Origin of the sequence: Allobosea sp. (assembly GCF_036675845.1) — a bacterium.
Classification (GTDB): Bacteria; Pseudomonadota; Alphaproteobacteria; order Rhizobiales; family Beijerinckiaceae; genus Allobosea.
Genome location: NZ_JAKFED010000086.1, coordinates 86,048 through 92,271, shown reverse-complemented (window position 1 = coordinate 92,271; position 6,224 = coordinate 86,048). Strand labels below are relative to the sequence as shown.

General features: G+C 67.8%; 9 protein-coding genes. 7 read left to right on the top strand and 2 right to left on the bottom strand.

Going from position 1 to position 6,224, the window contains the following annotated elements; translation table 11 throughout:
• The 5 genes from V6M56_RS09840 to V6M56_RS09820 all read left to right on the top strand — a co-directional run.
• Positions 1-412, top strand: a 412-nt coding sequence (locus V6M56_RS09840) for an AIR synthase-related protein (protein ID WP_332683256.1), incomplete at its 5' end; no start/stop codon positions are given.
• An 11-nt stretch (positions 413-423) separates the two neighbouring features.
• Complete coding sequence (locus V6M56_RS09835; protein ID WP_332683254.1) at positions 424-660, top strand: BolA family protein; 237 nt, start codon at positions 424-426, stop codon at positions 658-660.
• Between the two features lie 47 nt (positions 661-707).
• Positions 708-1,043: a Grx4 family monothiol glutaredoxin gene (gene grxD / locus V6M56_RS09830; protein ID WP_332683253.1), complete on the top strand. Its 336-nt coding sequence runs from the start codon at positions 708-710 to the stop codon at positions 1,041-1,043.
• A 160-nt stretch (positions 1,044-1,203) separates the two neighbouring features.
• The gene (locus V6M56_RS09825) at positions 1,204-1,428 is read left to right on the top strand and encodes a hypothetical protein (RefSeq protein ID WP_332683252.1); all 225 of its coding nucleotides are present in this window, start codon (positions 1,204-1,206) and stop codon (positions 1,426-1,428) included.
• Positions 1,429-1,441: 13 nt separating this feature from the next.
• Complete coding sequence (locus V6M56_RS09820; RefSeq protein ID WP_332683250.1) at positions 1,442-1,912, top strand: ribonuclease toxin HepT-like protein; 471 nt, start codon at positions 1,442-1,444, stop codon at positions 1,910-1,912.
• A 6-nt stretch (positions 1,913-1,918) separates the two neighbouring features.
• Here V6M56_RS09820 and V6M56_RS09815 read toward each other — a convergent pair whose 3' ends face one another.
• Together V6M56_RS09815 and tlpA are read right to left on the bottom strand one after the other, a co-directional pair.
• Positions 1,919-3,679 (bottom strand): carbamoyltransferase family protein, encoded by a 1,761-nt coding sequence (locus V6M56_RS09815; protein WP_332683249.1) that lies wholly within the window; start codon positions 3,677-3,679, stop codon positions 1,919-1,921.
• Positions 3,680-3,728: 49 nt separating this feature from the next.
• Positions 3,729-4,355: a thiol:disulfide interchange protein TlpA gene (gene tlpA / locus V6M56_RS09810; protein ID WP_332683247.1), complete on the bottom strand. Its 627-nt coding sequence runs from the start codon at positions 4,353-4,355 to the stop codon at positions 3,729-3,731.
• 30 nt (positions 4,356-4,385) lie between these two features.
• On the opposite strand from tlpA, the gene argH reads away from it, so the two are divergent.
• Together argH and lptM are read left to right on the top strand one after the other, a co-directional pair.
• Positions 4,386-5,792 carry an argininosuccinate lyase gene (gene argH, locus V6M56_RS09805; RefSeq protein ID WP_332683246.1) on the top strand — a complete coding sequence of 469 codons (1,407 nt, stop codon included), beginning with the start codon at positions 4,386-4,388 and terminating at the stop codon, positions 5,790-5,792.
• Positions 5,793-5,959: 167 nt separating this feature from the next.
• Complete coding sequence (gene lptM, locus V6M56_RS09800; protein WP_332683245.1) at positions 5,960-6,223, top strand: LPS translocon maturation chaperone LptM; 264 nt, start codon at positions 5,960-5,962, stop codon at positions 6,221-6,223.
• Position 6,224 lies beyond the last annotated feature (1 nt).

The window sequence follows — 6,224 nt, the reverse complement described above, 5'->3', positions numbered from 1 at the left end:
GCCGCCGGTCGATCTTGCCGTCGAGCGCCGCAATGGCGAGTTCGTGCGCGGCCTGATCACGGCCGGGCGGGTTTCAGCCTGCCACGATCTTTCCGATGGCGGGCTGGCCGTGGCGCTGGCCGAGATGGCCCTGGCGAAGGGCATCGGCGCGAGCGTGACCGCGCTGCCCGAGGGGCCTGGCCATGCCGTGCTCTTCGGCGAGGATCAGGCGCGCTATCTCGTCGCGGTGTCGGCCGATGCTGCGCCGGCGATCATCGCCGAAGCGAAGGCGGCGGGCGTCCCGGCGCAGCAGATCGGCAGGACGGGCGGCGCCGAGCTGGCGCTGCCGGGCGAAGCCGCCATCGCGGTCGCCGCACTGCGCAAGGCGCATGAAGACTGGCTGCCCGCCTATATGGCCGGCAAGGCCGCCTGAGGAGCGATATCATGGCGATGGAAGCGAGCGAGATCGAGCGCCTGATCAAGGCGGCGCTGCCGGACGCGGTGGTCGAGATCAAGGATCTCGCTGGCGACGGCGACCATTATGCCGCGACGGTGACCTCGGCCGCCTTCAAGGGCAAGAGCCGGGTGCAGCAGCATCAGATGGTCTATGCCGCGCTGCAAGGAAACATGGGCGGCGTGCTGCACGCCCTTGCACTGACGACGGCGGTTCCCCAGAATTAGAACGAATGCATCCAGCGGGCCTTGAACCCGCCCCAGGAGACCAGATCATGTCCGATGTGAATGCCCGTATCGATGCCGAGGTGAAGTCCAGCGATGTCGTGCTCTTCATGAAGGGCACGCCGCAATTCCCGATGTGCGGCTTCTCCGGCCAGGTCGTGCAGATCCTCACTTACGTCGGCGTGCCGTTCAAGGGCGTCAACGTGCTCGAGGACCAGGAAATCCGCGAAGGCATCAAGGCCTATTCGAACTGGCCGACCATCCCGCAGCTCTACGTCAAGGGCGAGTTCGTCGGCGGCTGCGACATCACCCGCGAGATGTTCCAGGCCGGCGAATTGCAGGCGCTGCTGGAAGAGAAGGGCATCGCGGTCAAGCAGGCGAGCTGATCGCGCGTCGCGACCCAGCGCGGCATTGCAGCGGCGCCTATGCTATAATCGGGCATGGGTCCTTATCTCACCTTGCGCGAGCGCCATGAGCGCAAGCTCGCAGATTATCGGCTTGCAGTCGCTGCGGTGAAGCCGATGCTTTCTGCTTACGCGTGCGAGCATGGCGGCGCTTTCGTCCTGTTCGGCTCGGCAGCGCGATACGCCGAACGACCAGAGCGATGTCGATATTCTGGTCGACTTTTCAGATCCCGAGGTGATGGCGGCGTGCGGCTTCGCGGAGGATTCGTGCTGGGCGCTGGGGCTGAAGCCCGATGTGCGGCCGGCCATGTGGACCTCCGACAAGGTGGTCGCCCGCGCTCGGGAAGAGGGCGCGATCCTGGCCTGAGGCAGGCACATCGATGATGGCCGAACGCTGGAGCGACATCAAAGCCGACATTGCCGCGGCCAAGCGCCATTTTGCCGCCGCCGTGCGGATCAGCGAGCAGGCGACGTTCGATCTCGACAACGAGAGCCACTACGATGCCGCCATGGCGCTGCAGCACGCGATGCTTGCCGGCTATACGTCCTTCGAGCTCGGGCTGCGCCGCATCCTGGCGCTTCTTGGCGAGGACCCGCCAATCGGACCGGACTGGCATGCTGCGCTGGTCCGGCGGGTCGCCACCCCGATCGAGAACGGCCGCCCCGCCATCATCAGCCTGAGCCTTTCTCGCGATATCGGTGAACTGATGCGCTTTCGACAGGTCGCCATGCACAGCTATGACGATTTCGATTTCGAGCGGGCCAAAGCAGCAGTCGCGGCCGCGACGCGCTTCGTTGCAGGCATCGAAGGCGAGATCGCCGCCTTCCGCGCGGTCATCGACCCCGACTGAAGCGCTTCACTTCACCAGCAGCCAGTCCTCCACCACCAGCGCGTCGAGTCCTGAGGTGTAGAACATCAGGATCGCATCCTCGCTGGTGTGCAGGATGGGCTTGCCCATGATGTTGAAGGAGGTGTTGAGGATGACCGGCACGCCGGTCAGGGCGTGGAAGGCCGAGATCAGGGCGTGGTAGCGCGGGTTGCGCTCGGCTGTGACGCTCTGCAGCCGCCCGGTCGCATCCTCGTGGACGACGGCCGGCACCCGCCCGCGGACCTCGCGCTTCCAGGTCAGGGTGCGCTCCATATAGGGCGAATCCTGGTAGTCCTCGAACCAGTCCGGCCCGTGCTCGGCCAGGATCGACGGCGCGAAGGGGCGGAAGGCCTCGCGATACTTGACCTTGGCGTTGAGCAGGTCCTTGGCGTTCGCTGGGCGCGGATCGGCGAGGATCGAGCGGTTGCCGAGCGCGCGCGGGCCGAATTCGGCGCGACCCTGGACCCAGCCGACGAGCTTGCCCTCGGCGAGGAGTTCCGCCGTCTTCAGCACGATCTCGTCGGCTGAGAGCTTCTGCAGCCGCGGTTCCCAGGCCGCCATGCGCTCGAGCGGCTCGGTCGAGACGGTCGAGCCGAGATAGGGGCTGATCGGACCCACCGGGGCGCGCCAGCCGGGATTCGCCTCGGCATGGGCGAGCCAGGCGGCGCCGAGCGCATTGCCGTCATCGGCCGGGGCGGAGGGCACATGGACGCGGGTAAAGCCGTGGCGGCCGGCGATCTTGCCGTTGCCGGTCTTGCTGTTGCAAATTTTGCCATTGAAGGAGGAGTTCAGCGCGCAGCCGCCGGCGAGCACCAGGTTCTCGGACGGGCAGAGCGCCGCAGTCTCGGCCAGCAACGCCGCCATCATCTCGGCGAAGACATCCTGGCCGCAGCGGGCGAGATCGGCCCAGCCCTGATCGAGCGCCTCGGCCGGCCGGCGGGCGAGGATCTCGGCGCCGACCTGCCGCACGGTCTTCGCATCGGCGAAGGTGAGCTTGGTGCCCTCGATCCGGTAGAGCCGGCGCAGCAACGCCAGCAACTCCGGGTCCTGCCGGCCATAGGGCGCGAGCCCCATGATCTTCCATTCCTCGCCCTTGGCCTGGTCGAAGCCGGCGAGGTCGGTGACGAAGCCGAAATAGAAGCCGATCGAGGCGCGGCCGCGATGGCGCCTGAGCTCGGTGAGGCGGCCATCCTTCAGCGCGAAGATGGCCGAGGCGCCGGTCTCGCCCATGCCGTCGACGACGAGGCAGGCGGCATCGCTGAACGGCGACGACCATGCGGCATAGGCGGCATGGCTGAGATGGTGGCCATAGCGGGTCAGCCCGGTGATCTTCGCCTCGCCGAAGGCGCGGTCGAGCCCGAGCAGGATGCCGAGGCCGGCGCGCTGCTGGCCATGGTGCAGGGAGGCGATGAAGGCGCGCTCGCTGCGCTCCGGCACCAGCGAGCGGTTGAATTCGGGCGAGAGCTTGAGCAGGGCGTCGAGCGTGAAGGCGCCGCTGCGGCTCATCTGCGCGAGGAAATCGGTGAATTCCGCGCCCCAGCTGGTCGCCAGCCGGATCTCGGCGCCCTGGGGGATGTAGCGCCGGAGCAGCGCTTCCATCCGCGCCGTCGTGTCCGGCTCGCAATTGGGCGCGCGCTTGTATTGGAGATAGCGCTCGGCGGCTTCCGCGAAGAGCACTTCGCCAGCGGGGCCGACAATGGCGATGGCGGGGTCGTGGAAGGTGGTGGCGAGGCCGATCGTGTAGGTCATGCCGGCTGGTTTATGGAGCACTAGGCCGGCGGAGGCAACGGCGGGCGGCTCAGCGGCCGAGCGCCGCCCGGATCAGCGCGGTGGCATCGGGGCTGGCCCAGTCGGCCGGACCCTGCAGCAAGGCGAGCTCGCAACCTTCCGGGTCGACCAGCAGGCTGACCGGCATGCCTTCGACCTTCTTCGCCGCCCGCAGCTCCTGGAAGACCTTCGCCTCCGGATCGGCGTAATAGGCCAGGCCGGTGATGCCCTTCTTCGACAGCCATTCCTTCGGCTTGTCGAGATTGCGGGTGTCGATGTTGATGGTGACGACCTCGAAATCGGGGCCGCCCAGCGTGCTCTGGAGTTTCGCCAGGGCCGGCATCTCATGCAGGCAGGGCATGCACCAGGTCGCCCAGAGATTGACCAGCACGGTGCGGCCGCGAAAGGCCGAGAGGCTCGTCGGCTTGCCGTCGGGGCCGTCGAAGGCGAGGTTCGGCACCGGCGCAGGCGTGGCGGCGACCTGCACGGCCGCGACCTCGCCCTTTGCCAGCGGCTGCAATCTCGCGGCCTTCGCCGCAGCGGCGCTGCAAGCGGAATTGCCGGCCCTGCCCTGCCCGGAGTAGAAGGCCGCCACGGCGCCGAGCGCGAGCAGCGCCAGCGCCCCGAAGGCCACCGCCATTTTCGAACGAGACGTCATCGCGCGTCCTCAAGAGCAGGAAAGACCGACGTGAGCAACCGCATGTGGGGTGGGCGTTTCGCCACAGGTCCCGACGCCATCATGGAGGAGATCAACGCCTCCATCGATTTCGACCAGCGCCTCTGGCGCCAGGACATAAGGGGCTCGCTCGCCCATGCGGCGATGCTGGGCGAGACCGGAATCCTGACCAGGGACGACGTGGACGCCATCACGACCGGACTCAAGGGCATCGAGGCCGAGATCGAGGCCGGACGCTTCACGTTCTCGCGTGCGCTCGAGGACATCCACATGAATGTCGAGGGCAATCTGCGCGAGAAGATCGGGCCCGCCGCCGGGCGCCTGCATACGGCGCGCTCGCGCAACGACCAGGTCGCGACCGACATGCGGCTCTGGGTGCGCGACGCGCTCGACCAGCTCGACGAGCAGGTCGCCGACCTCCAGCTCGCTTTGGCCGAGAAGGCCGACGCGCATGCCGGCTCGGTGATGCCGGGCTTCACCCATCTGCAATCGGCGCAGCCGGTGACCTTCGGCCATCACCTGCTCGCCTATGTCGAGATGCTGGCCCGCGACCGCAGCCGCCTGGCCGATGCCCGCGGGCGGATGAACGAATGCCCGCTCGGCGCCGCCGCGCTCGCCGGAACCTCCTTCCCGATCGACCGCCACATGACGGCACAGGCGCTCGGCTTCGCGCGGCCGACGGCGAATTCGCTGGATTCGGTCTCGGACCGCGATTTCGTGCTCGAGACGCTGTCGGCGGCCTCGATCTGCGCGATGCACCTGTCGCGCCTCGCCGAGGAGGTCGTGCTCTGGGCGACGCCGCAATTCGGCTTCGTCCGGCTCTCCGACAAGTTCTCGACCGGCTCCTCGATCATGCCGCAGAAGCGCAACCCGGACGCGGCCGAGCTGGTGCGCGGCAAGGCGGGCCGGGTCTTCGGCGCCCTGCAGGGCCTGCTGACGATGATGAAGGGCCTGCCGCTGACCTATTCCAAGGACATGCAGGAGGACAAGGAAGGCACGTTCGACGCGGTGCAGACCCTGTCGCTCTGCCTTGCGGCAACCGCCGGCATGGTCCGCGACATGCAGCCCGACCTCAAGGTGATGAAGAAGGCAGCCGGTCTCGGCTACGCCACCGCCACCGACCTCGCCGACTGGCTGGTCAGGGTGCTGAAGATGCCGTTCCGCGACGCGCATCACGTCACCGGCCGCCTGGTCGGCATCGCCTCGGCCAGGGGCGTCGGGCTGGAGAAGCTGACGCTGGCGGAGATGCAGGAGGTCGAGCCGAAGATCACCGAAGCGGTCTTCGGCGTGCTCGGCGTCGAGCAGTCGGTGAAGAGCCGGGTGAGCTATGGCGGCACCGCTCCCGTCAATGTGAAGCGCCAGGCCAGGCGCTGGCTGAAGCAGCTCGCCAAGGATACGAGCCGTCCTGCCCGGGCTTGATCCGGGCATCGTTTGCCGGAAATTCTCGGGTCTGCGCTAAGTTTATCCTTGGGCCGGCCGAAGATCGGACCCGAGGGCTCCGCCCGAGAATGACGCCCGCTGAGGCTCGCAAGCCGCGGCGCCATTCGCTACACTGCCGCCCGAACACCGTCCGAGGATTTTCTTTCGTGCCGCATTCCCGCCTGAAACTCGGCCGCGCCGTTCTCGTGGCCGGCCTGCTCGGACTCGCGCTCACGGCCTGCGGCCGCAAGGGCCCGCTCGAGTCGCCGCCCGACTCCAAGAGCGCCATCGCCCTGCCGGACCGGCAGATCGGCGCCGTCGAGAACACGGCGCCGACCGCCATGGACGCTTCGCCGCTCGGCAAGCCGCCGAAGCGCAACCGCCCGATGGAGATTCCCGAATCGTCCTTCGTGCTCGACCCGCTGCTTTAGA

What these genes read in the sequence shown, in the direction of transcription:
- V6M56_RS09835 (WP_332683254.1), top strand. Translation starts at nt 424, where the DNA reads ATGGCGATGGAAGCGAGCGAGATCGAGCGCCTGATCAAGGCGGCGCTG.
- V6M56_RS09820 (WP_332683250.1), top strand. Translation starts at nt 1,442, where the DNA reads ATGATGGCCGAACGCTGGAGCGACATCAAAGCCGACATTGCCGCGGCC.
- grxD (WP_332683253.1), top strand. Translation starts at nt 708, where the DNA reads ATGTCCGATGTGAATGCCCGTATCGATGCCGAGGTGAAGTCCAGCGAT.
- tlpA (WP_332683247.1), bottom strand. Translation starts at nt 4,355, where the DNA reads ATGACGTCTCGTTCGAAAATGGCGGTGGCCTTCGGGGCGCTGGCGCTG.
- V6M56_RS09815 (WP_332683249.1), bottom strand. Translation starts at nt 3,679, where the DNA reads ATGACCTACACGATCGGCCTCGCCACCACCTTCCACGACCCCGCCATC.
- V6M56_RS09825 (WP_332683252.1), top strand. Translation starts at nt 1,204, where the DNA reads ATGGCGGCGCTTTCGTCCTGTTCGGCTCGGCAGCGCGATACGCCGAAC.